Raw genomic sequence first — 26,623 nt, forward strand, 5'->3', positions numbered from 1 at the left:
GATTCCTGTTTTAGTCATAATGATTGAAATTTTCGGTCCGTTCTGGCTGATAGGGCGCGTCTCGTGACAGGGCATTGGGGGCGCCGATTCGCGCCGCAGACAGGATAGGGGCTTTTCGATGGAACATCTCGGCCGACGGTCGCTTCGCATCATTCTAGGGCTGGGCGTCTGCCTTCCCGCGCTCGCCACGCCGGCGCTGGCGCAGGACGCGTCGGACGAGGGCGCGGTGCAGGAGATCATCGTCACCGGTTCGCGCATTCCCACGATAAAGGATCAGGGGCCGTCGGCGGTCACGACCATCGATTCCGATGCGATCCGCGCCAACGGCTATACCAGCGTCCCCGAACTGCTCGCGGCGATGACCCAGAACAGCGGCGAGACGCAAAGCCCGCAGTCGGGCAGCAGCGCCGACTTCACCCCCGGCGCGCAGCAGGTCGACCTGCGCGGGCTTGGCCCCAACCACACGCTCGTGCTCGTCAACGGGCGCCGCATCGCCGATTTCCCGCTGCCCTATATCGGCCGCAGCAACTTCACCGACATTTCGAATATCCCGGTGGGGCTGATCGACAAGGTCGAGATATTGTCGGGTGCAGCCTCGGCCATTTATGGTTCGGACGCGATTGCGGGCGTCATCAACTTCAAGATGAAGGAAAATCTGGACGGCCTGACGCTCGACTATCGCCACGGCCGCACCCAGCATGGTGGCGGCATGTCGCATCGCTTCACCGCGACCGGCGGCTGGTCGACCGACCGTTTCAGCATCGCGGCCGGTATCGAATATCTCGACCAGCGTCCGCTGTGGGCTTATGATCGTTCGATCCAGGACAGCACCGACGACAGTCCCGGCAGCACGATCGCGCGCCGCACCTTCCTGCGCTACAGCATCGAAAACGACAGCTATATCGATCCGGGTCCGGCGGCCTGCGCCGGGGTTGCGAACCTCAACGGCGGTTCGACCATCTATACGTCGCGTCCGCGCTACGGCGATTATGATCCGGCGATCGACGATTACGGCCCCGGCTATTACTGCGGCAGCAAGACGTCGATCGGCTACGGCACGATCGTTTCGGGTCGCAAGGGCTTCAACAGCTTCGGCACGATGTCGTACGAGCTGTCGGACAATGCCAAATTGTTCGCCGAATTTCAGTTCGGAATCAGTAAGGTCCGGCTGATGTACGACGTCACGAGCTGGGCGTTCGAAAGCTCGTCGTCGAGTTCGGACAACAGTTTTTACAACGCGTTCGACGATACGATCGACGACTGGTCGCGCCAGTTTGCCCCGGAAGAAACCGGCGGGCTGGAAATGCAGCGCAGCAAGCAGACGACCTACAGCATCACGCCCGGTATCCGCGGCAATTTTGGCAATGCCTGGAATTACGAGGCATCTTTCAATTACAGCCGCTACCAGTCGGTCGTGCGCTGGCCCCAGATCGTCAATTCCAAGGCGATCGCCTTCTTTCTGGGCGAACAGCTGGGGGTCGACGAGGACAGCGGCTATCCGATTTTCAACGCCGATCCCGCGCGGCTCTACACCGCGCTGACGCCTGCCGAATATGACAGCATTTCGGCCGATACGGTCTATCGTCCGTATAGCTGGACCAGCAATTTGCAGGCGACGCTGACCAATGGCGAGCTGTTCCAGCTTCCGGCCGGCCCGGTCGGGGTCGCGGTGGTCGCCGAATATGGCAAGCAGGGCTATAATCTGCGTCCCGATCCGCTGGCGCTCACCGACTATTATTACAGCTGGAAAGACAGCGACGGTGCGGGCAAGCGCAGCCATGCCGCGATCGGCGGCGAAGTGCGCGTGCCGGTGCTCGATTTCGTGACGCTGACGGGTGCCGGCCGCTATGACACCTTCGGCTTTGCCGGCCGCGATGTCGGCAAGTTCACCTATAATGGCGGGGTCGAAGTCCGACCGACGAGCAGCCTGCTGCTGCGCGCCGCCTATGGCACTGCCTTCCGCGCGCCTGACCTCCACTATGTCTTTACGGGGCCGGGCAATGTGCAGAGCAGCGTCGATGACTATTATCTGTGCGCGGTCGAAGAGCCCGACGAGGATATCGGCGATTGCAGCTATTCGGGGACCGGCGTCGTCGTGAACCGGACCGGCAACCGCAACCTCGACGCCGAAACCGGACGAACGCTGACGGGAGGCATCGTCTTTTCGCCGTCGAGCCGCCTCCATGTTTCGGTCGATTATTTCCGCGTGACGCTCGACAATCAGGTCGACGATCTCAGCATCGACACGCTGGCCCGGACCGAGGCGGACTGCAGCGTGCTGACCGCGGGCGGCACGCCCAAGCTCGATCCCAATTCGCCGACCTGTCAGGATGCCTTCGCGCGCATCACGCGCTTTGCCAGCGGCGGCAATGCCGGGCAGATCTCGTCGATCCGCGTCAATCCGATCAACATTGCGCGCGAAAGGACGAGCGGGATCGATATCGCCTTCCGCGGCAGCCTGCCAACCGGTATCGGCAACTTCACCCTGTCGCTCGCGCACAGCCATGTGTTCAAGCACAGTTTCCAGCAATATCCGGGCGATCCGTTCGTCGACAAGCTCGCCGTCGATAGCGGCTATTACCTGCCGCGCGACAAGTCGAACGGCAGCATCTCATACGAAAATGAGGGCTTTCAGCTGACCTTTTCGGGCACCCGGCTCGGCAAGCTGCCCAATTATGACGAGGATGCGTTCATCAAGGCGAGCTACCTCTTCAATGCGACCATGCAATATGATTTCACCGATCATCTGCGCGGCTCGCTGACGGTGCGCAACCTGTTCGACACGAACCCCGTCAAGGACCCGACCTGGTCGAGCTATCCCTATTACAACACCAGCTGGTTCGACAGCATCGGACGCAGCGTGTTCCTGCAGCTCACCTACAAATTGGGAGGATCGGCGCTCTGACCGGTCGCGGCGGGGGCGGGCTTCCGTCCCCGCCGCCCTCCTCTTAGGCGCTTGTGAAACAAGGCGGACGCGCGTTAAGGGGAGCCATGGCTAATGGCACCGGTCCCCTTGGCGGCGGCAATGCGCGCCCGACGATGGCCGACATCGCGCGCGAGCTGGGCGTCGCGAAGATCACCGTTTCGCGCGCGCTTTCGGACAGCCCGACGGTCAAGGAAAGCACGCGCCGGCTGATCCGCGACACCGCCGAACGCATGGGCTACCGGCTCAATATTTCGGCGCGCAATCTGCGGCAGCAACGCACCCGGACCATCGCCGTAGTCATCGAAATGGCCCCCTCGCACGACCGCCTGATGAGCGAACCTTATCCGCTCTCGCTGCTCGGCGGGATCATGCAGGAACTGACTGCAGCCGGACAGAATATGGTGCTGACGACGATCGAGTTGTTCGCACAGCACCCGCCGTCGGCCGACGGGGTCATCCTGCTGGGGCAGGGCGTGCATGACGATGCCGCCGCGGCGATCGAGGCGACCGGGCTGCCGTATGTGGTCTGGGGCGCGGCGCACGGCCCGCCCGGACGCGTCGTCGTCGGCAGCGACAATCGCGCGGGCGGCCGGCTCGCCGCCGACTATCTGCGCGCGCGCGGGCGCCGCGCGCTGCTGTTCCTTGGTGAAACCCAGCATGGCGAGGTCGAGGATCGGCTCCAGGGCTTTGCCGACGCGCTGAAGGGCAGCGACGCCGCGGTGATTGAGCGGATCGCCTGCGCCTTCACCGCCGCCGCCGGGCGCGAGGCGATCGATCGGCTTCTGGCCAAGGGCACTGCCTTCGACGGCGTCTTCGCGGCGAGCGATGCCATTGCGATGGGCGCGATCGAAGCGTTGCAGGCGCGCGGCCTGTCCGTACCCGGCGACGTATCGGTCGTCGGCTTCGACGATTCCCCCGGCGCAGCGATCGTATCGCCCAAACTCACCACCATCCGGCAGGACTGGGCGGTCGGCGGCGAATTGCTCGCCAAGAAGGTGCTCGATCTCGTCGCGGGCAAGGGCGCCGATTCGCGCGCCATGAGCGTGGAACTGGTCGCACGCGAAAGCTGAATCACTGCGCGAACGCGCCGTAGTTCGCACGTCCTTTCCCGCAATGGTATCGATAACTTGACATCGATACCATTTTTGCACCACAAGATGGCTTCGATGGAGCGCGCGCCGGCCGAGCGTGCGCCGCGGGTGAGGATGACAGTGGCAATTTCCAGCGCAGCTTCTGATACGATGCGGCTTGTCCGACACGGCGGCGACGCCGTCGGCGATCAGGCGGCCGCGCTGTTCGCGCTCGCCAACGGCCTGGTCGGCGTTGAGGGCGTCGCCGACGAATGCGCCGCTGCGCCCTGCGCCTATCTCCCCGGCGCCTATGTCAGCCGCCCGATCGATTATCATGAAAGCTTTCCCGGCTACGCGACCGCGACTGACACGCGGATCAAATGCCCGAGCCCGGTGGCCCTGCGCCTGCGGATCGACGGCGCGCCGGTCGATTTTGCGGCTGCCGAGCGCCTCGAAGCCGAGAGCCTGCTCGATCTTGCCTGGGGACAGCTTCGCCGCCGCACCCGCTGGCGTCTCGCCGATGGCCGGACGATCGAGATTGCGGCCGTTCGCATCGTTCCGCTGGACGGCGATGCCTGCGTCGCAACGCGTCTGTCGGTCTCGCCGGTGGATTTCGCCGCGACGATCGAGATCGATCTGATCTTCGGCACCGATGCCGATGGCGGCAACGCCGATGCGGCCGACGATCCGCGTATTTCCGGGCGGCTGCGGCCGGTCTGGACCGTTCAGCCTTCCGAACCGGGCGACACCCCTTCCGTGGTCCGGTTTGCCCAGGGTGCCGTCGAACTCGCCTATCGCCAGCGGGTCGCCAGCCTCGATGCGCCGGTGGTGCGCATCGACGGCGGCCATATGGTGCGCGGCGCGTTGGTCGCCGGCGGCACGCTGAGCGTCGACCGGGTGGTCGCCATGACCTGCACCCGCGGCCACCCGGTCGACATCGATGCGCTGCCCGAACCGCAGCCGTTCGAGGCCATTGCGGCGGCGCAGCAGCGCGCGGTCGACCAATTGTGGGCGCATGCCGATTTTGCGATCGCGGGCGACGACGCGCTGACGCAGGCGCTGCGTTTCGACCTGTTCCAGCTCCACCAGTCGGCCAGCCGCGACCCGGACCACAGTATCGCGGCCAAGGGGCTGTCGGGCGAAGGCTATGAGGGCCATTATTTCTGGGACGCCGAATCCTTCATGCTCCCGGTGCTGGCGCTCCAGATGCCCGACCGGGCGCGCACCCTGCTGCAGTATCGCATCGGCAAGCTTGCGGCGGCGCGGGCGCATGCGCGCGGCATTGGCCATGCGCGCGGCGCGCTCTATCCGTGGCGGACCATCGGCGGGGCCGAATGTTCGTCACATTATCCGACGGGGTCGGCGCAATATCATATCAACGGCGACATCGCGCATGGCGTTGCGCTGTATGTCGCGGCGACGGGCGATAGCGACGTCCGCCGCGCTGCGGCCGAAATGCTGTTCGAAACCGCGCGCATCTGGCCCGAGATCGGCGCCTTCGACCCGCGCCGCGGCGGGGCCTTCTGCATCTATGGCGTGACCGGGCCCGACGAATATTCGGCGCTCGTCGATAATGATTATTACACCAACGCGATCGCGGCGCGGCACCTTGCCTATGCTGCCGACACCGCCGACTGGCTGGCGCACACCGATCCCGCGGCCTTCGCGGCGCTGGCGCAGGCCATCGGCCTCGACGCCGAAGAAGTCGCGATGTGGCGCCGCGCCGCCGAGGCGATGTGGTTGCCGGTCGATGCAGAGGCCGGGGTAAGCCCGCAGGACGACGCCTTTCTGGGACGGCCGAAGCTGGCTGATCTGGCACCGCTCGACGAGCGCGGGCCGCTGCTGATGCGCTATCACCCGATGATCCTGTTCCGGCACCAAATCGCCAAGCAGGGCAATGTGCTGCAGGCGATGGCGATGGATCTCGTGTCGTTGCCGCTCGCGTTGCAGCGGCGCAATTTCGACTATTACAGCCGCGTCACCGCGCATGATTCGACGCTGTCGTCGGTGGCCTTCGCAATTGTGGCGGCGCGGCTCGGCGAGGATGGGGAGGCGCTCGATTTCCATCGCGAGGCCGCCTTCGTCGATCTGGAAAATCGCCACGGCAACACCTCGCACGGCCTGCACATGGCGGCGCTTGCGGGAAGCTGGCTCGTGCTTGCGCACGGCTGGGGCGGTCTGTGGCTCGGCGGCGATTGCCCCGCCTTCGCGCCGCGCATCCCCGCCGGCTGGGCGCGCTATCATTTCCGCCTGATGTGGCGCGGCAGCGTGATCGAGGTTGCGGTCGATGCCGAAGGGGCGACCTATCGCCGCCTGTCGGGCGCGCCGGTCGATATTGTCGATCACGGCCGCCCGGTTCGTCTTGCCGACGCGGCGGTCCGGATGGCGCGCCCGGCGGTGCAGGGCGTGATCTTCGACCTCGACGGCGTGCTGACCGACACGGCCGAGGATCATTACCATGCGTGGCAGGCGCTGGCCGATCAATATGGCTATGCCTTCGACCGCGCCGCCAACGACCGGCTGAAGGGCGTCGATCGCGCGGGATCGCTGCGCCTTATCCTGGACGGCGCGGGCGCGTCGGTCGACGACGCGCGCTTCGAGGCGATGCTTGCAGAGAAGAATGCGCTCTACCGCGCGCGGCTGGCCGCTTATTCGCCCGCCAATCTGTTCGACGGCGTGCGCGCGCTTTTTGCCGCGCTGCGCAGCGCGGGCATCAAGATCGGCCTCGCCTCGGCGAGCCGCAATGCCGGCCACGTCGTTCGGTTGCTCGGCATCGCCGACCAGTTCGATTTCATCGCCGACGCGGGCGCGATCGCGGCGAACAAGCCGGCGCCCGACATATTCCTGGCCTGTGCCGACGGCATGGGCCTCCCCCCGGAACGCTGCATCGGTATCGAAGATGCGCAGGCCGGAATTTCAGCCATCCATGCGGCGGGCATGGTGGCGATTGGCATCGGGTCTGAAGAGGCGCTGCCCGATGCCGACGTGCACGTCCCCGCCATCGGGGCGCTTTCGGTCGACCAGATCCTGTCAGCAGAACGGGAAGCGGCGAGCGCGGGCAACCTTTCAAAGAAAACAGGATAAGTGGAGGAACAGCCATGTTGAAACGGACCTATCTGCTCTCGTCGATCGCGCTCATCGCGCTGCCGGCGGTGGCCCATGCCCAGGAAGCGCCTCAGCCCGCCGACGATGCGGCAGGCAATGAAATCGTCGTAACCGGCACCGCCGGCGGCGGGGTCAGCCGCCAAGCCGCGGCCTTTGCGATTACCAGCATTTCGGCCGATGCCATCGAACAGGCCGCGCCGAACAGCACCGCCGACCTGCTGAAGGTCGTGCCGGGCGTCATGGCCGAAAGCTCGGGCGGCCAGAATGGCGCCAACATCTTCGTGCGCGGCTATCCGTCGGGCGGCGACGCCGAATTCGTCACGCTGACGACGCAGGGCGTGCCCTTCTTCTCGCCGCCGACGCTGTCGTTCCTCGAAAACACGCAGCTTATCCGCATCGACGAAACGATCGCGCGGGTCGAGGCGGTGCGCGGCGGCACCGGCGCGCTGTTCGCCAACGGCCAACCCGGCCTGACCGTCAACTTCGTCCAGAAAGAGGGCGGCCCCGAATTCGAAGGGCTTGTGAAGGCCAGCGTCACCGATTTCGGCGACATGCGCGGCGACCTGCGCCTGTCGGGTCCGCTCGGCGACAACACGACCTTCATGGTCGGCGGCTATTATTCGAGCGGCCACGGCATCCGCAATCCGGGCTTCACCGCCGAAAAGGGCGGGCAGATCACCGCCAATATCCGCCATGACCTCGACAAGGGTTCGATCCTCGTCTTCGCGCGCTATCTCAACGATCATGGCCAGTGGCTGCTGCCGATCCCGGTGATCCGCGACGGCGACAAGGTGCGCCAGTTCGGCAATATCGACCCCGGCACCGGCGTGATCGCCGGCCCCGAAACGCGCCTGTCGGTGCTTCCCGACGGCACGCGCGCCGACCTTGGCGACGGTCGCGGCGCCAAGCTGATCAACCTTGGCACCAATTTCGATTACGAGATCGGCGACGGGCTCCAGCTGCGGTATCGCGCAAGCTATCTGAAGGGCGATGCCGATACGACCGGACTGGTTCCCGCGAGCACCGCGATGTCGGCCGCCGACTATGCGGCGAGCCTCGGCAGCACGATCGGCAGCCTGACCTATGTCAATGGGGGCGATGCGGTCGCCAATGCGGGCAGCCAGCAGGTGATCCGCGCCGGCACCTGGATCGTGCGCAAGCAGATCGAGGATTTCACCAACGACCTCAACGTCGAATGGGACAGCGGCAACAACAAGTTCACGCTGGGCGCCTATTTCTCCGACTTTTCGTCGAAGGACCAGTGGAACCTCGGCAACATCCAGCTGCTGACTGCCGAAAACAATGCGCGGCTGCTCAACCTGACGCTCGCCGATGGCCGGGTCGTGACCGATCGCGGCTTTACGCAAGGCAGCTTCTTCAACGTCAACGCCGCCTATGACGGCCGCGAATATGCCTTTTATGCGGTCGACGAGTTCCAGATCACGCCCGAACTGCGCTTCGACGCGGGCTTGCGCTATCAGCATTACAAGGCAACCGGCACGCTGGAAAACAACGCGACCGTGCTCGACGCCGACGGCGACCCGAACACGCTTTACGACCAGAATGTCGCGGTGCTCGACGGCACCTTCCGCAATATTTCGTACAGCAAGGGCGCCTGGTCATGGACGGCGGGCCTGAACTACGACTTCTCGTCGTCGGTCGGCGCCTATGTCCGTTACAACCGCGGCAACACCAATCCCTTCTTCGACAATCTGCGCGACGGCATCCGCGTCTCGCCGCGCGTCGACAATTTCGAAGGCGGGGTGAAGGTGCGGACCGACATGCTGTCGCTCTATGCCACCTTGTTCCACACGAAGTTCGAAGGCCTTGTCACCACTGTCATCCAGAATGGCGCACCGCAGGCGTCGATCGGCGGCGCGCGCAGCACGGGTGTCGAGCTGGAAGGACAGCTTCGGCCGGTCGACAATTTCACGCTCGCCTTCTCGGGCACGTGGCTCAACGCCAAATATCGCGACTTCTTCACCAACAACGGTGCGACCGACCTCAGCGGCAACCGCGTCCAGCGGCAGCCGAAGTGGCAATGGCGCGTGACCCCGGCCTATGAACTGCCGTTCGGCAACGACGGCAAGGTCGGCGTCTATTCGACCTTCACCTATATCGGCGATCGCTTCTCGGATACCGGCAACACCCAGTCGCTGCCGCATTATTTCAAGATCGATGCCGGCGTGACGGTCGACGTCAACCGTGCGCTCAGCTTTGCGGTCACCGCCGACAATCTGACCAACGAGATCGGTCTGACCGAAGGCGATCCGCGCACGCTGGGCCAGAATGCGGCTGAAGTGCTGAATGCCCGTCCGATCCTCGGCCGGTCGTTCCGCTTCAGCGCCGCCTATAAATTCTAGGTCATTCCTCCCTGGGTGGTCGCGGCCTCTTCGCGACCACCCCTCTTTGCGGCAAAGGACTTGGCATGGCCCGCACGCGTTTGATTGCCGCAATGATTCTGACCTATGTCGCCTTCGCGATGCTGCTCAACAGCGTCGGGACGGTGATCCTGCAGTCGATTTCCAGCTTTCATGTCACGAAGCCCGAGGCGAGCACGCTCGAAGGTTTCAAGGATATCACGATTGCGATCGTCTCTTTCCTGACCGCGAGCTATCTGCCGCGCATCGGCCTGCGTAACGCGCTGATCGGGGCGCTGCTCCTCGCGATCGCGGCGTGTACGGTCATGCCGCTCGCGGGAAGCTTCGGCGCAGCGCAATTGCATTTCGCGATGGTCGGCGCGGCCTTCGCGGTCGCCAAAGTCGTCGTCTATTCGATGATCGGCCTCGTCACCGACGACGCGCGGCACCACGCCAGCCTGACCAGCCTGATCGAAGGCATGTTCATGGTCGGCGTGCTGTCGTCCTATTGGGTGTTCAGCGCCTTCATCGACCCGATGGGCCTGCGCTGGCTCAACGCCTATTGGGTGCTGGCGGTGATCCCGGCGCTGGCGCTGGCCTTCATCCTGTCTGCATCGCTTGACGAGCGCCGCACCCATGCGGGGGAGGAGGCCGCCGACGAACAGGGGCCGCCGCTCGTCGCGATGCTGCGGCTCGCGGCGCTGCCGCTGGTGCTCGTCTTCATCGTCTGCGCCTTTGTCTTTGTCCTGATCGAGCAGGGCATCGGTACCTGGCTGCCGACCTTCAACAACGAGGTGCTGCACCTGCCGGCGCAGATGAGCGTGCAGGCGGCGAGTCTGTTCGCGGCGTGCATCGCGCTCGGCCGTTTCGGCGCCGGCGCGGTGATGGCGCGCTTCGACTGGTATCCGGTCCTGAATGCCTGCCTGGCCGTACTCGCGGCGCTGATCATCCTCGTGCTGCCGCTCGCCGATGGCCTGCGTCCGGTGCCGATCGAAAGCTGGCGCGATGCGCCGGTCGCGGCTTTTCTCTTCCCGATGATCGGCTTCGCGCTCGCGCCCATTTATCCGACGATCATTTCGGTGATGCTGAGCGCGATGCCGAACCGGCACCACCCGTCGCTGATGGGGCTGGTCGTCGTCTTTTCGGCGCTTGGCGGCACGACCGGGTCGCTGATTACCGGGGCGCTGTTCGCGCATCTCGACGGGCGCACCGCCTTCACGCTGATGCTGGTGCCGACGGCCCTTCTCGGCGCCGGGCTGTTCCTGCTCCGCCGCCGCATACGTGCCGGAGAAACGGTAACAGCGCAGCCCGCCTAACCGAGCGAGGGCAGGTCGAGTCCCTTTTCGCGCGCGCAGTCGATCGCGATGTCATAGCCCGCGTCGGCGTGGCGCATGACGCCGGTGCCGGGGTCGTTCCACAGCACGCGTTCGAGCCGCCTGGCCGCATCGGGGGTGCCGTCGGCGACGATCACCATGCCGCTGTGCTGCGAAAAGCCCATGCCGACGCCGCCGCCATGGTGCAGCGACACCCAGGTCGCGCCGCTCGCGGTGTTGAGGAGCGCGTTGAGCAGCGGCCAGTCGCTGACCGCGTCCGACCCGTCGCGCATCGCTTCGGTTTCGCGGTTGGGCGAGGCGACCGATCCCGAGTCGAGATGATCGCGGCCGATGACCACGGGTGCCTTGAGTTCGCCCGACGCGACCATCTCGTTGAACGCGAGCCCAAGCCGGTGACGATCGCCGAGCCCGACCCAGCAGATGCGCGCGGGCAGGCCCTGGAAGTGAATCTTCTCACGCGCCATGTCGAGCCAGTTGTGCAGATGCGCGTCGTCGGGCAGCAGTTCCTTCACCTTGGCATCGGTCTTGTAGATGTCCTCGGGATCGCCCGACAGCGCCGCCCAGCGGAACGGACCGATGCCGCGGCAGAAGAGCGGGCGGATATAGGCGGGAACGAAGCCGGGGAAATCGAAGGCATTTTCGACGCCCTCGTCCTTCGCGACCTGCCGGATATTGTTGCCATAATCGGTCGTCGGCACGCCCGCGGCCTGAAAATCGAGCATCGCGCGGACATGCACCGCCATCGACGCCTTGGCCGCCTTCGCGACAGCCTGCGGGTCGCTTTCGCGCTTCTCCATCCATTCGGCGACGCTCCAGCCGATGGGGAGATAGCCGTTCACCGGGTCGTGCGCGCTCGTCTGGTCGGTCAGAAGATCGGGACGGATGCCGCGGGCGAACAGGTCGGGCAGGATTTCGGCGGCGTTGCCGAGCAGGCCGACCGACACCGGCTTTTTGTCGGCGCAGCTCTTTTCGATGATCGCCATCGCTTCCTCGATCGTCTGCGCCGCGACGTCGAGATAGCCGGTGCGCAGCCGCATCTCGATCCGGCTCGGCTGGCACTCGATCGCGAGGCACGATGCGCCCGCCATCACTGCCGCGAGCGGCTGTGCCCCGCCCATACCGCCAAGCCCGGCGGTGAGCAGCCATTTGCCCGCGAGGTCGCCGCCATAATGCTGGCGCCCCATTTCGACGAAGGTTTCGTACGTCCCCTGCACGATGCCCTGTGTGCCGATATAGATCCACGATCCCGCGGTCATCTGCCCGTACATGGCGAGCCCGCGCTTATCGAGTTCGCCGAAATGCTCCCAATTCGCCCAATGCGGGACGAGGTTGCTGTTCGCGATCAGCACGCGCGGCGCGTCGGGGTGGGTGCGAAAGACCCCGACCGGCTTGCCCGACTGGACAAGCAGCGTCTCGTCGTCTTCGAGGCGCTTCAGCGTCTCGACGATGCGGTCATAGCTTTCCCAGTCGCGCGCGGCGCGGCCGATGCCGCCATAGACGACCAGTTCCTCGGGGCGTTCGGCAACGTCGGGATGAAGATTGTTCATCAGCATGCGCAGCGGCGCTTCGGTCAGCCAGCTCCTGGCGTTGAGCCGGTCGCCGGTCGGTGCCTTGATGACGCGGCTGTTGTCGAGGCGGCTCATGGATATCCTTTCGCAAAATCGAGGGTCGCGGCGATCACTTGCTGCAGCGTCGGCAGGATCGCGGGATCGGAGTCGAGCGGGCTTGGCCAGTTGCCGGGGTCGAAAGACGCCGGTTCGACCATATAGCCGCGCTGAGCGAGCTCCATCTGGATCGCGTGGATGCCCGCGTCGGGGCGGCCGTAATGGCGCGTTGTCCAGCCGCCCTTGAAGTGGCCGTTGACGACATGGCTGTGGCCGCTCGCGGCGCAGATGCTTGCAACCACGGTTTCCAGTTCGGGCGCACAGGTCGCGCCGCTGTTGGTGCCGATGTTGAATTGCGGCAATTCGCCGTCGAACAGGCGCGGCACATGGCTGCGGATCGAATGGGCGTCGTAAAGAATGACCTTGCGATGCTGCGCCTTCAGTCGTTCGATCTCTGCCGCGATCGCATCGTGATACGGGCGGTGATAGAGGCCCAGCCGGCGGACGACTTCGGTCTCGTCTGGCGCGCCGAAGCGATAGAGCGGGTCGCCGTCGAAGGTCGTCGTCGGGCAGAGCTCGGTCGTCGCCTGCCCCGGATAGAGCGAGGCGCCCGACGGATCGCGGTTCATGTCGATCACGCTGCGCGAGATCGCGGTCGCGATCGTCGTCGCGCCCAGATCGAGCGCGAAGGCGTAAAGATCGGCGATCCACCAGTCGGTATCGAGCTGCGCGCGCCATGGCGAGACGAACTGATCATCGAGGCCCGCAAGATCGGTGCCGCCGTGCGGGAAGGCGACGATCAGCGGGGCGTCGCCGCGGTGGATGCGCAGCCAGTCCATCAGCCGATCCCCGGAAGCTCCGCGGCCACCGCGGTTGCAAGGCTGCCGGTGCGGATCAGCGCGGTCGCGGCTTCCATATCGGGATGGAAATGCCGGTCGTCGCCGAGCGTGGGGACGACCGCGCGCAGATGCCTGCGCGCCGCCTCGAGCGCGGCGCTCGATGTCAGCGGGGCGTGGAAGTCGATGCCCTGACAGGCCGCGAGCAATTCGATGCCGATCACTGCGCTGACATTATCGGCCATGTCGAGCAGGCGCCGCGCGCCATGCGCCGCCATCGAGACATGATCCTCCTGATTGGCAGAGGTTGGGATCGAATCGACGCTGGCGGGATAGGCGCGCTGCTTGTTCTCGCTGACCAGCGCGGCGGCGGTGACCTGCGGGATCATGAAGCCCGAATTGAGGCCGGGCCGCGGGGTGAGGAAGGCGGGCAGGCCCGACAGCGCGGGATCGACGAGCATCGCGATGCGCCGTTCGGCGATCGACCCGATCTCGCACAGCGCCAGCGCGATCATGTCGGCGGCGAAGGCGACGGGCTCGGCGTGGAAATTGCCGCCGGACAGCGCCTCGTCGCTATCGGCGAAGATCAGCGGATTGTCCGAAACGCCATTGGCCTCGACGTGCAGCGTCGTGCCGGCCTGCCGCAGCAGGTCGAGCGCCGCACCCATCACCTGCGGCTGACAGCGGAGGCAATAGGGATCCTGCACGCGCGGATCGTCTTCGGCGTGCGAGGCGCGGATCGCCGAACCCGCCATCAGGCCGCGCAGCGCATCGCCGACCTCGCGCTGCCCCGCATGACCGCGCAGCGCGTGGATGCGCGCGTCGAACGGCGCGTCGGAGCCTTTGGCGGCTTCGGTCGAGAGCGCGCCGGTGATCAGCGCCGACTGGAACAGCGTTTCGGCGCGGAACAGCCCGGCGAGGGCGTTGGCGGTCGAAAATTGCGTGCCGTTGAGCAGCGCCAGGCCCTCTTTGGGGCCGAGCTCGAGCGGTGCCAGATCGGCGGCGGCAAGGGCCTCGGCCGCGGGCAATATCTTGCCGCCGACCTCGATCGCGCCGACGCCGATCATCGCGGCCGCCATATGCGACAGTGGGGCGAGGTCGCCGCTTGCGCCGACCGAACCCTGCGACGGGACAACGGGGGAGAGGCCCTTGGCCAGCATCGCTTCGAGCAGTCCGACCGTTTCGCGCCGTACCCCCGAGGCGCCGACGCCGAAGCTGGCGAGCTTGAGCGCCATCATCAGGCGGATGACGGGCGTGGGTGAAGCGAGGCCGGTGCCGGCGGCGTGGCTGAGCACGATGTTGCGCTGCAGGATCGACAGCTCGTCGTCGGCGATCCGGACGCTCGCCAGCTTTCCGAAGCCGGTGTTGATGCCATAGACCGGGGCGCCGCGCGCGACGATGCGCGCGACCGCCGCGGCACTTGCGTCGATCGCGTCCCAGGCCGGCGCGGCAAGCCGCGCCGCCGCGCCTTCGTAAATGGCCCGCCAGTCGGCCAGCGTCATGACGCCCGGCTTGATGACAATCTGCGTCACGTCGTCTGTCCCATCCATATCCGCTGGTGCAGCGGGTTGAGGCCCATGCGGCCGACCAGATCGGACGGCCGTTCGATATCCCAGATCGCAAGGTCGCAGCGCTTGCCCGCCTCGATCGTGCCGATGCTGTCCGACAGGCCGAGCGCCTGCGCCGCATGGCGCGTTACGCCGAGCAGGCATTCGTCGGTAGTGAGGCCGAACAGCACCGCGCCCATGTTCATCGTCAGCAGCAGCGAGGTGAGCGGCGAGGTGCCGGGATTGCAATCGGTTGCGAGGGCGATCGGCACGCCCGCCGCGCGCAGCGCCGCCACGGGCGGCAGCTTCGTTTCGCGAAGGAAGTAAAATGCGCCGGGCAGCAGCATTGCGACCGTCCCCGCATCGCGCATCGCGGCAATTCCCGGTCCGCCGAGATATTCGAGATGATCGGCCGACAGCGCGCCATGCCGCGCGGCGAGCGCCGCGCCATGCTGGTTGGAAAGCTGCTCGGCATGCAGCTTGACCGGCAGGCCCTGCGCGGCGGCGGCGGCGAACATCCGTTCGGTCTGCGCGGGCGTGAAGCCGATATTTTCGCAAAAGGCATCGACGGCATCGGCGAGCCCTTCGGCCGCGATGGCGGGCAACACTTGCTCGCATAGCAAGTCGATATAGCCGTCGGGGTCGCCCACAAATTCGCCTGGCAGCGCGTGGGCGCCGAGAAAGGTCGTCCGCACTGTGACCGGGCGCGCGTCGCCCAGCGCCCGTGCGGCGCGCAGCATCTTCGCTTCGTCGGTCAGGGTCAGGCCATAGCCCGACTTGATCTCGATCGTCGTGACGCCCTCCGCGATCAGTGCGTCAAGGCGCGGCAGCGCGCTGCGGACCAGCGCCGCTTCGCTCGCCGCGCGCGTCGCCGCCACCGTCGACGCGATACCGCCGCCCGCGCGCGCAATCTCTTCATAGGACGCGCCCTTCTGGCGCAGTTCGAACTCGGCGATGCGGTCGCCCGCGAAGACCAGATGGGTGTGCGCGTCGATCAGCCCGGGGGTGATCCAGCGACCGTCGCAGTCGATGACATCGGCGGCATTGGGGGCGTCGGCTGCGGGGCCGGCAAAGGCGATCCGGCCTTCGCGCAAACCGATCGCGCCGCCCTCGACGACGCCGAGACCGGGCAGGTCGGCGCGCATCGTGGCGAGACGGGCGTTGGTCCACAGGCGATCGCAGCGCATGCCCTCTCCTCCGGCTTGTGGCATCGACTCAATAATGTATATACATAAATCCGAACGCGGAAGATTGTCCAGACGGGATGAGGCGATGGCGCTTTGGTGCGAACAGGCATGGTTGGCGGAGGGTTGGGCTGAGAATGTCCGGCTGACGATCGCCGATGGCCATGTCGGTGCGATCGAGGTGGCGGCGCCGCCGCAGCCGGGCGACGACCGGCACGCCATTCTGATCCCCGGTCTGCCCAATCTGCACAGCCACGCCTTTCAGCGCGGCATGGCGGGCCTTGCCGAGCGCGCGGGCGAAGGCGACGACAGTTTCTGGACATGGCGCGAGGTCATGTATCGCTTCGTCGATCGCCTCGATCCCGACGGTATGCGCGCGATCGCGGCGCTCGCTTATGCCGAAATGCTGGAGAGCGGTTTTACCCGCGTCGGCGAATTTCATTATCTGCATCACTCGCCTGACGGCCGACCCTACGGCGATGTGGCGGCGATGGCACAGGCGATTGCGGCGGCGGCCGATGAAACGGGGATCGGGCTGACCCTGCTTCCCGTCTTCTATGCCCATTCGGGGTTCGGCGGCGCGGCGCCGACTGCGGCGCAGCGGCGCTTCGTCAACGACCTCGACAGCTATGCCGCATTGATCGAGGCTTCGCGTGCCGCGGTTGCGGGGCTGGGCGATGCCATCATCGGCGTCGCGCCGCACAGCCTGCGCGCGGTGACCGCCGCCGAACTGACCGCGGTTGCCGCGATGGCCGCCGCTGCGCCGCTGCATATCCATATTGCCGAACAGATCGCCGAGGTCGAGGCATGCCGCGCATGGAGCGGCGCGCGGCCGGTCGAATGGCTGATGGCGAACGCCGAGGTCGGCGCCGACTGGTGCCTCGTTCACGCGACGCATGTCACCGAAGCCGAATGGCGCGCGGTCGCGCAGAGCGGGGCGGTCCTCGGGCTGTGCCCGATCACCGAGGCCAATCTTGGCGACGGTTTGTTCCAGGCACGCGAATTTCTGGCAGGCGGTGGCCGCTTCGGGGTCGGCTCGGATTCCAATGTCGAGATCGACGCGGCGGCCGAACTGCGCCTGCTCGAATATGGTCAGCGGCTGGCGCATCGCGGCCGCAATCTGCTCGCGGGCGGTGCGGGGCGTTCGACCGGCGCCGCGCTCCACCAGGCGGCGCAGGCGGGCGGGGCACAGGCGCTCGGCCAGGCGGGGCACGGCATTGCGACCGGCGCGGGGGCCGATCTTGTCAGCCTGACTGCGGCCGACCCCGCGCTCGCCGCGCGGCGCGGCGATGCGATCCTCGATAGCTGGATATTCGGGCGTGGGGCGCGGCTGGTCGACTGCGTCTGGCGCCGCGGCGTCCAATGCGTTGCCGGCGGCCGCCATGTCGCGCGCGCGGCGATCGACGCGCGCTATCGGGCCGCGATGCAGGCGCTGCTCGCATGAAGCAGAGCGGCGCTCTCCATGCGCAGATCCGCCGCGATATCGAAGCGCGGATCATGTCGGGCGAATGGAAGCCCGGCGACCGCATCCCCTATGAACATCAATTGATGGCGACCTATGGCTGTTCGCGGATGACCGTGAACCGGGCGCTGCGCGCCTTGGTCGAGGCGGGGTTGATTGAAAGCCGCAAGCGCGCCGGCACCTTCGTTTCGCATCCGCGCATTCACCGCGCCGCGCTCGAAATCCCCGACATCCGCGACGAAGTGGCGCAGCAGGGCGCGGATTATCGGCTCGACCTCGACCGCCGGGAGATCCGCCCCGCGAACGAGGAGGATCGGCGCCTGCTCCAGATCGACGGCGGCTCCGTGCTCGCGATCGAGTGCCGCCACCATGCCGGCGGGCGGCCCTATGCGCTCGAGAGGCGCCTTATCAATCTGGCGGCGGTGCCCGGCGCGGCCGAGGTCGATTTCGCGGTCGAGCCGCCGGGATCGTGGCTGCTCGCGCATGTTCCCTGGACCGAGGCCGAGCATCGCATCACCGCGGTCAACGCCGGGGCGAAGGAACTGGTCGCGCTCGGCATCGCGGCGGGCGCGGCCTGCATGGCGCTCGAACGCTGGACGTGGCGCGGCGCCGAGCGCATCACCTATGCGCGGCAGGTCTATCCGGGCGACCGCTACGCGCTCGTCGCGCATTTTCGGCCCTGAAGAGGAATGGTCATGGATTTTTCGCGTCTCGAAACCAGCAGCAAGATCGGCGACGGCTGGCGTTATCCGGCGGCGGAGCCGCGGCGCAGCGGCTGGCTGGACGTCGATGCCGAGGCGGGGCACCGCATCTATTGGGAGGAATATGGCGCCGCGGGCGGCGAGCCGGTGATGGTTCTTCACGGCGGGCCGGGCGGCGCCTGCTCGCCCGAGATGGCGCGTTTTTTCGATCCGGCGCGCTATCGCATCATCCTGTTCGACCAGCGCGGCTGCGGCAAGAGCGAGCCCAATGTCGCCGCCGCTGGCCCCGCCGCGGCGCTGCGCCACAATGATACGCCGCACCTGATCGACGACATCAACCGGCTGCGCGATGCGCTGGACATCGCAGGGCCGATGCATGTGTTCGGGGGCAGCTGGGGCAGCACGCTGGCGATGGCCTATGCCATCGCCTTTCCGCAGCATTGCGCCAGCCTGATCCTGCGCGGCATCTTTCTGGGATCGGCCGAGGATCTTGACTATCTGTATCAGGGCAATGCTGCGACCTGGCACGAGGCGCCCTATGCGCTGACCGCGCCCGGCGCCTATATCAACTATCCTGACGAATGGGCCGAACTGCTCGGCGTGCTGTCGGTCGCCGAACGTCGCGATGTGATGGCGTCGTACAAGGCGATCTTCGACATGGTGCCGCAGACCGACGCCGAACGCGAGCGGCAGCTGCATGCCGCGCTCGTCTGGTCGCTGTGGGAAGGGAAGATTTCCAACCTGATTCCCGAACATGGCGCGACCGGCAAGTTCGGCGACGCCGACTTCGCGCTATGCTTTGCGCAGATCGAGGCGCATTTCTTTGCAAACGACCTGTTTCTGGAGCCCGGTCATCTGATCGGCGGCGCGTCTACGCTCGCGTCCATCCCCGTGCACATCGTCCACGGCCGTTTCGATGAGGTGTGTCCGCTGACGCAGGCGTCGCGGCTGGTCGCGGCGCTGCGCGACGCGGGGCGCGAGCCCGCCACTTACGTCGTCACCAATGCGGGACACAGCGCGATGGAGCGCGAAAATGCGCTCGCGCTGACCGCGATCATGGACGGATTGCCGCCGCTGCGCTGAATTATGTCGACAGCAGCGCGAGGATCACGCCGCCGACAACCAGCAGCAGCCCCAGCGTCTCGTGCCAGCGGACGGGCTCGCGCAGATAGAAATGCGCAAAGGCGATGGTGAACACCACCTCGACTTGCCCGACGACGCGGACCAGTGCCGCGGGGGCGGCGGCGAAGCCGGTGTACCAGCACGCCGATCCGAGCGCCGACAGCAGCCCGACCTGCGCCGAGGAGCGCCACGTCCGGCCGACCGCGGCGAGCGTGTCGCGGTCGCGCGCGATGATCCACGCAAGATGCAGCGCGCTTTGCATCGCCATCACCACGACGAGGGTGACGAGCGCCGATCCCACCGTATCGACGCCCTGCAGCTCGGTAGTGGCGAGCTTTATCGCGACCGCGGCGCAGGCGAACATCGACCCCGCGCCGAGCCCGAACAACGCCGCCGGCTGACCGAGCGAGCCCGCAATTTCGCGCAGCGTCAGCCCGCGTCCCGCAAGCGCGAGGATCAGTACCCCGGCGACCCCTGCAACGATACCCGCCCAGGCAAGCAGCGGCAGATGTTCGCCGAGGAACAATGCGGTGACGAGCGCCGCCTGCACCGCTTCGGTCTTGGAAAAGGCGGTGCCGACGACGAAGCCCCGGTGGCCGAAGGCGGTGATGAGCAGGATCGTCCCCGCCATCTGGGTCACCGCGCCGACCGCCGACAGACCGGCGAAGGCGAGGCCGAGCGGTGGCAGCGCCGCATGGCGCGCGCCGAGCCAGGCGGCCGCAAAGGCGAGCGCGAAGGGGAGGCCGTAGAGATAGCGGACCAGCCCCGCGCCGCTGATGCTCAGTTCGGCGCGCAGCCGCTGCTGCAGCGCAGTGCGCCACGCCTGAAAGAGCCCGCCGAACAGCGAGGCGGGAAGCCAGATGGGGTTCATGCGGCGGCGGCGTCAGGCAGGCTGATTATACATCTCCGTCGGTCCCGGATATTCGCGGCCGTCATCTTCGCCCACCTCGCGCGCGACCAGCGCGTTGACCATCTTGTTGAGCCGCAGCACATTCGCCTTCTGCTTGGGATCGTACGCCAGATTGACGATCTCGCCCGGGTCGGCGTGGGTGTCGTATAGCTCGAGATCGTTCATCGCGGCCAGCGTCTTCCAGTCGGTCGGCGTGTGATGATGCGCCGGCGCGAAATAGCGCGCGAATTTGTAGCGGCCATCGTGAACGCCGCGGTGCAGGCGGCGCTTCGACAGGTCATATTGCTTGCTGTAATCGGGCTCGCCGCTCGGCAGATTGGCGGCGCGGTCCTTGGTCGGCTCCCAATAATGGACGACCGCATAGTTGAAGAGGTGGCCCGTCCTGTCGCGCTGCGTTGGCAGCGTCGGCGATCCGAGCAGCGCCGACACGTCGACGCCGGGCAGGCCGGGGAAACGGTTCTGCTGTTGGTCGGCGGACAAGCCGGCGAGCGTCATCAGCGTCGGAGCGATGTCGATCGCGCCCATCAGCCCCTTGGTCGACCGCCCACCGGGGAAATCGGGGTGGGCGATGATCATCGGGATATTGGTTTCTTCGCGGTACATGGTCGCGCCCTTCTGGCGCATCCCGTGCGCGGCGGCGCGCTCGCCATGGTCGCTGGTGTAGATGATGATCGTATTGTCGATCTGGCCGCTTTCCTTGAGCGCCCAGAGCAACTGGCCGAGCCGACGATCGACGTCGCGCAGGCAGTTATAGTAATAATTGTTGAAGCGGTGCCACGAGGCGAGATCGTCGTGCGCCATCTTGCCGTAGAAGACGTCGTTCAGCCGTACGATCGCGCGATGCGCCTCGGGCTTCGTCGACAGATCGTCCTTGCTGAAGCTTTCGGGCAGGTCGAACTTGTTGTCGACCTCGTAGATCGGATCGCCGGGTTCGCGGCGCAGCGGCCCCAATATGTTCGGATCGGGGCGGCTTTCGGCCTGCTTGCCCGTCGCGTCATAGAACATGATGTCGTGCGGATTGACCAGACCGACGACCTGGAACCACGGCTTGCCGCCAGCCTTGTCGTTGCGCGCATAGTCGAAGATCGCGCGCGCCGCGTCGCCCGCGACATACATGTCGGCCTTGTAGCCATCCCATGTCAGCCCGACTTCCTCGCCGTCGAAGCCGTAATCGTGGAAGCCGTATTTCTCCATGGCATTTTCGGTCGTCGGATAGATGCCGCCCGGAATCCGCGTCCAGTTGCGTTCGTAATTGATCCGGCTGAGATGCCATTTGCCCTTGTAGCTGGTGTAATAGCCCGCCGCCTGCATCATGTGGCCGAGCGTCGGCATGGTTTCCGCCGCCACCGGATAGGGGGCGTTGTCGCTGTTGAGGAACAGGCCCGTCTGCTGCGTATGGTGCGCCTGAAAGATCGTCGAGCGCGACGGGGTGCAGGGGGTCGTGTGCACATGATAATTTTCGACGAGCATCCCGCGTTCCATCAGTTCGCGGTGCGCGGGGAGCTTTTCGAGCAGGCCCTCGGGATAGCTGGCGACGCTCTGTTCCTGATCGGTGACGATCATCAGGACGTTGAGCTTCTTGCCGTTCTTCGCATAGGTCGGCATCGAGAGACCCGCGGCGGCGAGCGCCCCCATTCCCCCGACGAACGTGCGGCGGTTCACATCCCAAGCCATCTCAATCTCCCTTGGCCAGCAGTCCCGAAATGCGATCCGCGGCGCTTCGGCAAGGAAGCGCCGCGGACGGATTGCGTCAGAATTTGAACGACAGGTCCACCCCGAATTCACGCGGCGGCTGATAGAATTGCGAGATCGGGGTCGCGCCGGCGTTGGTGGCGCCCGAAATCACCTCCTGATCGGTCAGGTTGGTGCCGTAGAGCGTCACCTTCCATTTGTCGTCCTGTCCCGCGACCGCGATGCTGGCGTTGAGCAGCACCACCTCGTCCCGGTAATAGCCGGGAAGGTTGCTGCGGCCCCAGGTGTTGAAGCGCGACGAATAGCGCGCGTCGCTGTGCAGCTTGATCGCGCCGAACGACATCGGAATGGCATAATCGACCGACAGGCTGCCGCTCCATTTGGGTGCATTGGCGAGGTCGAGGCCGCTCGAATCGGTCGGGACGGCGAAGGTTCCGTTCGGCACCCCGTTGATCAGGATCGGGACCGCCGGCCCGCACTGGCCGGGTTCGGGTGCGCCGTTGGTGAAGACCCCGTTTGTGTCCGCGCAGAAATCGGTATAGCGCGCATGCAGATAGGCAAGGTTCGCGCCGATGGTGAAATTGGCGGCGGGGCGCAGCAGCGTTTCGACTTCGAAGCCCGATATTTTGGCGGCAGCGATGTTGGTCGTGATATTCTCCGCCCGTACCGCTCCCATCTTCGTCACCGAGCTTTGCAGATCGCGATACTTGTTGATGAAGCCCGACACGTTGAAGCGCAGCAACCGGTCGAACAAGTCGGTCTTGGCGCCGATTTCGAACGCGTTGACGCGTTCGGGGTTATAGGGACCGATATTCTCGGGGATCGTCCCGCGCGAGTTGAATCCGCCCGATTTATACCCTTGCGAATAGTTGGCGTAGACCATGGCGGCGGGCGAGAAGCGATATTCGGCGGTCAGGCGCGGCGTGAATTCGGCCCATGACGCCTTCAGGCTGCTCGTGAAGGACGAGGCCTGGTTGCCGTTGACGAACACCTGCGAGGCGATGTCATATTTCTTGCGGTCGTGGCTGTAGCGCCCGCCGAGCGACAGCGTCAGCCCCTCGACCGGATGGGCGTTGACGAGCGCGAACATCGCATAGCTCTGCGTGTCCTGATGAAGCTGCGCGAGCGTCGTCGTGGTCGGGGTGGCGAGCACCGTGTTGAACTGACGCCATTTGTCGGCCTGATAATAGAGGCCGACGACGAAATCGACGGGCTCGCCGGCCGGCGACACGTAGCGCAGCTCTGCGCTTTTGGATTCGCCCGAAAAGTCGCGGGTCACGTCGAGCTGCGGCGCCGGATTGATCAGCCCGTCGAAGTCGCCGCGGGTGATATAGGTGAGGTGACGATAGCCGAGAACCGAACTGATCGTGCCCCAGCCCACGTCGAGGTTCGACGACCAGGATCCGCCATAGCTTTCGGTGTTGGCATAGGGATCGAACAGCACCGCCGCCTTGCGCACGTCGGTCTTCACCGCGTCGGGCAGCAGATCCCAATTGGGATCGCCATTGTCGAGGACGTGCGGCGCCGGACCGGTCGTCTTTTGCTTCAGCCAGTCGACGATCAGCGTCGAATCGAACGGCCCGCCATGATCATAATTGAGCGCGCCGCGCACCGCCTTCACATTGGCGCCGTTAAGACGGTTGCCGGTGATGACGTTGCGGCTGTAGCCGTCATAGTCGCGGAAATTGACCGAGATTTTGGCGGCCAGCGCGCCATCGGCGAAGCGGCCGCTGTTGAGCTTGCCGCGGAACTGCTTGAGCCCGTAGGATCCCAGGCTGACGCGCGCTTCGCCCCCGAAATCGTCGGTCGGGCGCGCGGTGATGACGTTGATCGTGCCGGCAAGGTTGTTCTTGCCGAACAGCACGCCCTGCGGTCCCTTCAGCACCTCGATCCGTTCGACGTCGAACAGGTCGAGCATCGTGCTCGACACGAAGGGAATATAGACGCCGTCGATGATCGTGCTGACCTTGGGGTCGGCGTTGGGATCGGGATCGGCGGTGCTCATGCCGCGGATCGAGATCATCGGCACATTGGCGACGAGGCCCTGCGTCTGCAGCACCACATTGGGCGCGAGGCCGTTGAGGCTGGTGATATTGGTGCTGCCGCTCGCTTCGACCATCTCGGCATTGAAGGCCGAAATCGCGATCGGGACATTCTGCACGCTTTCGCTGCGGCGCTGTGCGGTGACGACGATGTCGCCATAGCTATTGTCTTCGGCGCCGGTGGCGACTTCTTCCGCCGCGGCGGTTTCGCCGGTCTGGGCATGCGCCGCCGTCGGTGTGGTGCCAACCGCGACCATGGCGGTCGAAAGCAGGAACAAGCGCGTCGTCATCATATCCTCCCACATGGTGGCCGCACCGATCCCGTTCCCGCGCGCGCCAGCGCGGCGGAAATGCGGGTTCGCATCCGGCCTTGTCAGTCCATGAAACGGGGTGATGCTGTGGCAGATTGCCCATTTTGCCGCCGGCGCCGGGCATCGTCTTGTGCCCGAATATCGTGCCGGTGGAGCGACTCTATCCTCCGTTCCCACCGCATGCTTAGCAGGATTGAAAAATACTTCAACTACTAAGTATTATGATTCTGTGACATGCGGCTGCCACGCAAAACCGCTTGATTTGACGTGCTCGCTCACCATATAAGTTAGAATCCTAAGTAAATGGCGGTAGTGAGGATCTACCCGGCGGGGAGCAAGGACAGGGTGACGTCTTTCGAAAATCCGGGCGCGGTGCGGGCGCCGCATCGATGACCGGCCCGCGCACGCTTTACGACAAGATATGGGACGCCCACGCCGTTGCCGAGGACGATGGTGAAACCCTGCTCTATGTCGATCTGCACCTGCTGCACGAAGTGACGTCGCCGCAGGCCTTCGCCGCGCTCGAGGAGGCGGGGCGGGGGGTCCGCCGGCCCGAGCGGGCGCTCGCGCTGTCGGATCATAATGTCCCGACCGAAGGACAGGCCGCCGGGCCCGCCGGAGTGGCCGATATCGAAGCGCGCGCGCAGCTCGAGGCGCTGGTCAGCAACACGGCGCGGCACGGCATCGAGAATTTCGCCATGGGCGACCCGCGCGGCGGCATCGTCCATGTCGTCGGCCCCGAACAGGGGCGCTCGCAGCCCGGCATGACGATCGTGTGCGGCGACAGCCACACGTCGACGCACGGCGCGTTCGGCGCGCTCGCCTTCGGCATCGGCACCTCTGAAGTCGAACATGTGCTGGCGACGCAGACGATCCGCCAGCGCCGTTCGCGCAACATGCGGATCACCGTCGACGGCGTGCTGCGTCCCCATGTCCAGGCAAAGGATCTGGCGCTGCATCTGCTCGCGGCGATTGGCGTCGACGGGGCGACGGGGCATGTCATCGAATATGCGGGCAGCGCGATCGGGGCGCTGTCGATGGAAGCGCGGATGACGCTGTGCAATCTCAGCATCGAAATGGGCGCGCGCGCCGGATTGATCGCGCCCGACGACACGACCTTCGCCTATCTCGCGGATCGGCCGGCGGTGCCGAAGGGCGATGCCTGGACCGCGGCACTGGCGCGCTGGCGCGCCTTGCCGACCGATGCCGGGGCCGTCTTCGACCGCGAATTGCGCATTGATGCCGACGCGGTCGGGCCGATGGTCAGTTGGGGCACCAATCCGTCGCAGGTGATTGCGATCGACGGCGTCATACCCGATCCGGCTTGCCTGGCCGATCCCGATGCGCGCGCGGTTGCCGAGCGCGCGCTCGCCTATATGGGCCTGACGCCGGGCCGCCCGATCGCCGGGACCCCGATCGATCGCGTTTTCATCGGAAGCTGTACCAACAGCCGCATCGAAGATCTGCGCGTCGTCGCGGCGGTGGTCGAGGGGCGCCGGGTCGCGGATCATGTGCGCGCCATGGTCGTGCCGGGGTCGGGGCTGGTCAAGCGACAGGCCGAGGCGGAAGGGATCGACCGCATCCTGCGCGCAGCGGGCTTCGACTGGCGCGAGCCCGGCTGTTCGATGTGCGTCGGGATGAACGCGGACCGCCTTTTGCCCGGCGAACGCTGCGCCGCGACGTCGAACCGCAATTTCGAGAATCGGCAGGGGCGCGGCGGCCGCACCCACCTGATGAGCCCCGCGCTCGCGGCGGCGAGCGCGATTGCCGGTTGCATCGCCGATCCGGCGATCCTGACCGATGAAGGAACGGGCTAGGCCGCCGTTTCGAAACGGGTGATCGCGGCCTCGTGCCGCAAGGTGCGCGCGATGTCGTCGCGTCCGTCCAGCAGCGTGCGGCGATCGTCGGGGTCGATGGCAAAATCGATGCCTTCACCCGACGCCAGGGTGAGGCGCTGCTCGACCAGGTCGACGGTCATCGGCGCGAATTGCGCGAGCGCGACCTCGTCGCGCAGCCGGTCGCAGATTGCGGCGGGCAGCCGGATCAGCAGCAGGCCGTTTTTGCGCGCATTGTTCGAAAAAATATCGCCGAAGCTCGGCGCGATCACGCAGCGGATACCGAAGTCGCGGAGCGCCCATACCGCATGTTCGCGCGACGAGCCGCAGCCGAAATTGCGGTCGGCGATCAATATCTGCGCGCCGCGGGTTGCGCCGCGGTTCAGGACGAAATCCTCACGCTCCAAGCCATCGGGCGTGTAGCGCAATTCCTGGAACAGATGCCGCCCCAGTCCGGTGCGTGACAGGGCCTTCATGAAGCGCGCCGGAATGACCATGTCGGTATCGACGTTGGCGATCGGCAGCGGCGCCGCCACGGCGGTCAGCCGGTCGAACATCCGATTATCCTTTCCATAACTTAGA

At 65.9% G+C, this 26,623-nt stretch carries 17 protein-coding genes; 9 read left to right on the forward strand and 8 right to left on the reverse strand.

Annotation, left to right across the window (positions count from 1 at the left end; genetic code table 11):
* Nucleotides 1–118 precede the first annotated feature (118 nt).
* From L0963_RS01895 to L0963_RS01915, 5 genes are all read left to right on the forward strand, one after another.
* The gene (locus tag L0963_RS01895; protein ID WP_186402935.1) at nt 119–2,905 is read left to right on the forward strand and encodes a TonB-dependent receptor plug domain-containing protein; all 2,787 of its coding nucleotides are present in this window, start codon (nt 119–121) and stop codon (nt 2,903–2,905) included.
* Nucleotides 2,906–2,991: 86 nt separating this feature from the next.
* Nucleotides 2,992–3,996 carry a LacI family DNA-binding transcriptional regulator gene (locus L0963_RS01900; protein WP_062901832.1) on the forward strand — a complete coding sequence of 335 codons (1,005 nt, stop codon included), beginning with the start codon at nt 2,992–2,994 and terminating at the stop codon, nt 3,994–3,996.
* Nucleotides 3,997–4,167: 171 nt separating this feature from the next.
* Complete coding sequence (gene pgmB, locus L0963_RS01905; RefSeq protein WP_234178512.1) at nt 4,168–7,080, forward strand: beta-phosphoglucomutase; 2,913 nt, start codon at nt 4,168–4,170, stop codon at nt 7,078–7,080.
* A gap of 14 nt (nt 7,081–7,094) precedes the next feature.
* Complete coding sequence (locus L0963_RS01910; RefSeq protein ID WP_062901833.1) at nt 7,095–9,464, forward strand: TonB-dependent siderophore receptor; 2,370 nt, start codon at nt 7,095–7,097, stop codon at nt 9,462–9,464.
* Between the two features lie 65 nt (nt 9,465–9,529).
* On the forward strand, nt 9,530–10,777 hold the full coding sequence (locus L0963_RS01915) for an MFS transporter (RefSeq protein WP_186402936.1): 1,248 nt from the start codon (nt 9,530–9,532) through the stop codon (nt 10,775–10,777).
* Here the strand turns inward: L0963_RS01915 and hutU are convergent.
* The 4 genes from hutU to hutI are packed head-to-tail and all read right to left on the reverse strand — an operon-like array spanning nt 10,774 to nt 15,969.
* Nucleotides 10,774–12,438: a urocanate hydratase gene (gene hutU, locus L0963_RS01920; protein ID WP_186402937.1), complete on the reverse strand. Its 1,665-nt coding sequence runs from the start codon at nt 12,436–12,438 to the stop codon at nt 10,774–10,776. The two genes, L0963_RS01915 and hutU, sit on opposite strands and share 4 nt — an antisense overlap.
* Nucleotides 12,435–13,238: an N-formylglutamate deformylase gene (hutG, locus tag L0963_RS01925; RefSeq protein WP_186402938.1), complete on the reverse strand. Its 804-nt coding sequence runs from the start codon at nt 13,236–13,238 to the stop codon at nt 12,435–12,437. The genes hutU and hutG overlap by 4 nt, the downstream gene beginning before the upstream one ends.
* The gene (hutH, locus tag L0963_RS01930) at nt 13,238–14,785 is read right to left on the reverse strand and encodes a histidine ammonia-lyase (protein ID WP_267960441.1); all 1,548 of its coding nucleotides are present in this window, start codon (nt 14,783–14,785) and stop codon (nt 13,238–13,240) included. The genes hutG and hutH overlap by 1 nt, the downstream gene beginning before the upstream one ends.
* A complete protein-coding gene (hutI, locus tag L0963_RS01935; RefSeq protein WP_186402940.1) occupies nt 14,764–15,969 on the reverse strand; it encodes an imidazolonepropionase in 1,206 nt (401 codons plus the stop codon). The genes hutH and hutI overlap by 22 nt, the downstream gene beginning before the upstream one ends.
* A gap of 85 nt (nt 15,970–16,054) precedes the next feature.
* Between hutI and L0963_RS01940 the strand changes: the two genes are divergently transcribed.
* Genes L0963_RS01940 through L0963_RS01950 form a run of 3 tightly spaced genes read left to right on the forward strand, consistent with a single transcriptional unit; the run spans nt 16,055 to nt 19,212 of the window.
* A complete protein-coding gene (locus L0963_RS01940; protein ID WP_186402941.1) occupies nt 16,055–17,410 on the forward strand; it encodes a formimidoylglutamate deiminase in 1,356 nt (451 codons plus the stop codon).
* Nucleotides 17,407–18,111 (forward strand): histidine utilization repressor, encoded by a 705-nt coding sequence (hutC, locus tag L0963_RS01945; RefSeq protein WP_217372685.1) that lies wholly within the window; start codon nt 17,407–17,409, stop codon nt 18,109–18,111. The genes L0963_RS01940 and hutC overlap by 4 nt, the downstream gene beginning before the upstream one ends.
* Before the next feature lie 12 nt (nt 18,112–18,123).
* A complete protein-coding gene (locus tag L0963_RS01950) occupies nt 18,124–19,212 on the forward strand; it encodes an alpha/beta fold hydrolase (RefSeq protein ID WP_186402943.1) in 1,089 nt (362 codons plus the stop codon).
* Nucleotide 19,213: 1 nt separating this feature from the next.
* Here L0963_RS01950 and L0963_RS01955 read toward each other — a convergent pair whose 3' ends face one another.
* From L0963_RS01955 to L0963_RS01965, 3 genes are all read right to left on the reverse strand, one after another.
* Nucleotides 19,214–20,122: an EamA family transporter gene (locus L0963_RS01955; protein ID WP_186402944.1), complete on the reverse strand. Its 909-nt coding sequence runs from the start codon at nt 20,120–20,122 to the stop codon at nt 19,214–19,216.
* Nucleotides 20,123–20,134: 12 nt separating this feature from the next.
* Nucleotides 20,135–21,835: a sulfatase-like hydrolase/transferase gene (locus tag L0963_RS01960; protein WP_186402945.1), complete on the reverse strand. Its 1,701-nt coding sequence runs from the start codon at nt 21,833–21,835 to the stop codon at nt 20,135–20,137.
* Nucleotides 21,836–21,911: 76 nt separating this feature from the next.
* Nucleotides 21,912–24,185, reverse strand: coding sequence for a TonB-dependent receptor (locus tag L0963_RS01965; RefSeq protein ID WP_186402946.1), 2,274 nt, complete (start codon nt 24,183–24,185; stop codon nt 21,912–21,914).
* Between the two features lie 410 nt (nt 24,186–24,595).
* Between L0963_RS01965 and leuC the strand changes: the two genes are divergently transcribed.
* Nucleotides 24,596–26,023 (forward strand): 3-isopropylmalate dehydratase large subunit, encoded by a 1,428-nt coding sequence (gene leuC, locus L0963_RS01970; protein ID WP_186402947.1) that lies wholly within the window; start codon nt 24,596–24,598, stop codon nt 26,021–26,023.
* Here the strand turns inward: leuC and leuD are convergent.
* Entirely contained in the window at nt 26,020–26,598 is a 579-nt protein-coding gene (leuD, locus tag L0963_RS01975) for a 3-isopropylmalate dehydratase small subunit (RefSeq protein WP_186402948.1), read from the reverse strand. The two genes, leuC and leuD, sit on opposite strands and share 4 nt — an antisense overlap.
* Nucleotides 26,599–26,623 lie beyond the last annotated feature (25 nt).

This window comes from Sphingopyxis sp. NFH-91, from assembly GCF_021401285.1.
GTDB lineage: Bacteria > Pseudomonadota > Alphaproteobacteria > Sphingomonadales > Sphingomonadaceae > Sphingopyxis > Sphingopyxis terrae_A.

What these genes read in the sequence shown, in the direction of transcription:
- L0963_RS01895 (WP_186402935.1), top strand. Translation starts at nt 119, where the DNA reads ATGGAACATCTCGGCCGACGGTCGCTTCGCATCATTCTAGGGCTGGGC.
- L0963_RS01900 (WP_062901832.1), top strand. Translation starts at nt 2,992, where the DNA reads ATGGCTAATGGCACCGGTCCCCTTGGCGGCGGCAATGCGCGCCCGACG.
- pgmB (WP_234178512.1), top strand. Translation starts at nt 4,168, where the DNA reads ATGCGGCTTGTCCGACACGGCGGCGACGCCGTCGGCGATCAGGCGGCC.
- L0963_RS01910 (WP_062901833.1), top strand. Translation starts at nt 7,095, where the DNA reads ATGTTGAAACGGACCTATCTGCTCTCGTCGATCGCGCTCATCGCGCTG.
- L0963_RS01915 (WP_186402936.1), top strand. Translation starts at nt 9,530, where the DNA reads ATGGCCCGCACGCGTTTGATTGCCGCAATGATTCTGACCTATGTCGCC.
- hutU (WP_186402937.1), bottom strand. Translation starts at nt 12,438, where the DNA reads ATGAGCCGCCTCGACAACAGCCGCGTCATCAAGGCACCGACCGGCGAC.
- hutG (WP_186402938.1), bottom strand. Translation starts at nt 13,238, where the DNA reads ATGGACTGGCTGCGCATCCACCGCGGCGACGCCCCGCTGATCGTCGCC.
- hutH (WP_267960441.1), bottom strand. Translation starts at nt 14,785, where the DNA reads ATGGATGGGACAGACGACGTGACGCAGATTGTCATCAAGCCGGGCGTC.
- hutI (WP_186402940.1), bottom strand. Translation starts at nt 15,969, where the DNA reads ATGCGCTGCGATCGCCTGTGGACCAACGCCCGTCTCGCCACGATGCGC.
- L0963_RS01940 (WP_186402941.1), top strand. Translation starts at nt 16,055, where the DNA reads ATGGCGCTTTGGTGCGAACAGGCATGGTTGGCGGAGGGTTGGGCTGAG.
- hutC (WP_217372685.1), top strand. Translation starts at nt 17,407, where the DNA reads ATGAAGCAGAGCGGCGCTCTCCATGCGCAGATCCGCCGCGATATCGAA.
- L0963_RS01950 (WP_186402943.1), top strand. Translation starts at nt 18,124, where the DNA reads ATGGATTTTTCGCGTCTCGAAACCAGCAGCAAGATCGGCGACGGCTGG.
- L0963_RS01955 (WP_186402944.1), bottom strand. Translation starts at nt 20,122, where the DNA reads ATGAACCCCATCTGGCTTCCCGCCTCGCTGTTCGGCGGGCTCTTTCAG.
- L0963_RS01960 (WP_186402945.1), bottom strand. Translation starts at nt 21,835, where the DNA reads ATGGCTTGGGATGTGAACCGCCGCACGTTCGTCGGGGGAATGGGGGCG.
- L0963_RS01965 (WP_186402946.1), bottom strand. Translation starts at nt 24,185, where the DNA reads ATGACGACGCGCTTGTTCCTGCTTTCGACCGCCATGGTCGCGGTTGGC.
- leuC (WP_186402947.1), top strand. Translation starts at nt 24,596, where the DNA reads ATGACCGGCCCGCGCACGCTTTACGACAAGATATGGGACGCCCACGCC.
- leuD (WP_186402948.1), bottom strand. Translation starts at nt 26,598, where the DNA reads ATGTTCGACCGGCTGACCGCCGTGGCGGCGCCGCTGCCGATCGCCAAC.